Genomic DNA, 2,108 nt, shown 5'->3' with positions numbered 1-2,108 from the left:
CACTCAACATAATGATTGCCTCTAAGTGCAGTGTGTTCTGGGTCTCTTAAGGTGCGGTTATCTGTGATTTCACCCCTAGGTTCTTTAGAATTTATATCATTTCTTACTTTCCATTTAAATAGGTCTACATCGGGTTGTGTGGTTGTAATTTGAAATTTTATTTTTCTATTAAAATCTACTTTACAAAAAAATTTACTTAACCACCCACCTCTAAATCCATCCTTCTGTTGGATAAGCCCATCTATTTTAAAGTTGTATGAATTATCTGTCAAAACAGGAATATTAAAATCAAATAAAAATTGCTCAGAAGAACTGACCCTTTTGTAAAAACAAGGGCTTATAAATTCTTGAACAGAATCGTTTTCTGAAAATTTCTCCAATTTTTTTAAGAAACAATCTCTTGCTTGGGTAATGAGGTTTTTTTGATATTGAGATAGCTCTTCTACATATTTATCAATAAATTTATGATTGTTTGCTCTGTCTTTAATAGATGGATTTTTTATGATTTGTGGTATTTCTACAAAAACTTAAAAATAGCATCAAAAATTTCTAATTCAGTATTTTCTTGATAATACTGAATAATCACTTGCTCAATATGGAATGACTTTAATTTAAATTCTTCCTTTTCTTCCTTGTGTGAATTTTTCCATGCTTTTATAAATTTTACGACTCTCCTGAAGTCATTATTTACCTCATTAACTTGTTTGGTAATTTCAATATACCCTCTAGGGTCTGTATGAATCCAGCCCATATCAATATCACTTTCTTGTAATTGCTTATAAAATTGCTTTCTTTTTATATGTTTTTGCTCGGCAATTTCGGGAACTTTGTATGTGTCTTGGTCAAATTCGTTGTCAGAATAAACATAAGCAGGAACAATATCTACTGCAAATATCTCTTCACCATGCTCTTTAAATACAATTGTAATCGAGTGACTTTGCAATGACACATTGTAGGTGTGTTTAGTAGGGTTGACATATTCGTTTTTTATTTTATTTTGCACTGATTGTAGCAAACTAACTGGGTTGTGGTCATTCTTATCCCATTCCCCCAAAATATACAAAATATCTAAGTCATGTAATGGTCTAATGGCGGTAAATCTTGGATATGAGCCAATTTGTAAAGTGTTGTTTCCGCCTAATACATCTTGAAAAGATTTATAAACATCGGAAACGAATTTTCTATCTTTTTCAACAATGGAAATATTATCTTGAACATATTGACAAAATTTAGAATTGAAATTACTTTTTATCATAACTAGTAGTAATTACTGAAGTAAAAATATCATTTAGAAGTCTACCTCTAAAATTTACAATAACACTATTTGGCTCATTATCAATTTTTTTTAAACTAGCTTGGTCAATTTTATCTGCCCCTTGAGGAGAGTAGACAATCAAAGCGGTAGATGTTTTTTTAATTTCAATGATCTTATCTATTTTGCTTTTGTATTCACCCCAATGAACCAAAAAAATTGTTTCGGTCTCAGCTTTTTTGATGTCATTTTTATGAATTTTGATAGTTTCATTAAAAATTTTTGAATCTTTAATTAGACTATCTAAATTACTATACTCTTTATCAGCAAAAATAGCCACTTTTCTTTTTGATAACCCAATACCAATTCTATACCATACAGGAATCACCCCCTTGAAGAGTAAAAAAACTGTATAAAGACCACAAACAATCATGGATAGTGTTGCCAATCCACCTATTATTGCAAACCATGAGTGGCTAAAAAAAGTAGCTATTTCATTAATCATTAAAGTGTAAGTATTGTTATATGTGTAGATTTTAACATTTTTAAAGTAAAAGACTCCCAATCCAAAAATAAAAACCAAAAAAACACACAAAGCCCAGTTGGTATAATGATTTCAACCAAAACACAGTTTCACCCATTAGGTGAAAACCAAAGGCAACCAAGCCCCTCATTAACCAACCAAACTTTATGCGTTTATGAACATTTTAAACTACAAACTTTATACAACTAACGAACTTTTGACCTCTCGTATTGGGCTTATTACACTAGCACATACTATCCAAGTATTGGATTTATCAAAAACAATAGATCAGCACTTCCCCGCATTGGGCAGTAATTGCGCCCTTAAAGCCTT

The 2,108-nt window shown here is 30.7% G+C and carries 3 protein-coding genes; all 3 read right to left on the bottom strand.

The window, feature by feature from the left end:
* On the bottom strand, nt 1–380 hold a 380-nt coding region (locus BAZSYMA_RS08070; protein WP_143243168.1), incomplete at its 3' end, for a nucleotide-binding domain-containing protein.
* A 137-nt stretch (nt 381–517) separates the two neighbouring features.
* The gene (locus tag BAZSYMA_RS08065) at nt 518–1,255 is read right to left on the bottom strand and encodes an SMODS domain-containing nucleotidyltransferase (protein ID WP_090717714.1); all 738 of its coding nucleotides are present in this window, start codon (nt 1,253–1,255) and stop codon (nt 518–520) included.
* Nucleotides 1,242–1,757 (bottom strand): hypothetical protein, encoded by a 516-nt coding sequence (locus BAZSYMA_RS08060; RefSeq protein WP_143243167.1) that lies wholly within the window; start codon nt 1,755–1,757, stop codon nt 1,242–1,244. The genes BAZSYMA_RS08065 and BAZSYMA_RS08060 overlap by 14 nt, the downstream gene beginning before the upstream one ends.
* Nucleotides 1,758–2,108 lie beyond the last annotated feature (351 nt).

Source organism: Bathymodiolus azoricus thioautotrophic gill symbiont (assembly GCF_001298715.1).
Lineage (GTDB): Bacteria > Pseudomonadota > Gammaproteobacteria > PS1 > Pseudothioglobaceae > Thiodubiliella.
The sequence above is the reverse complement of the archived record's forward strand: the minus strand, read 5'-3'. Positions and strand labels throughout refer to the sequence as shown.

Excerpts from the sequence above, each read along its gene's own strand:
- BAZSYMA_RS08065 (WP_090717714.1), bottom strand. The coding sequence starts at position 1,255 with ATGATAAAAAGTAATTTCAATTCTAAATTTTGTCAATATGTTCAAGAT.
- BAZSYMA_RS08060 (WP_143243167.1), bottom strand. The coding sequence starts at position 1,757 with ATGATTAATGAAATAGCTACTTTTTTTAGCCACTCATGGTTTGCAATA.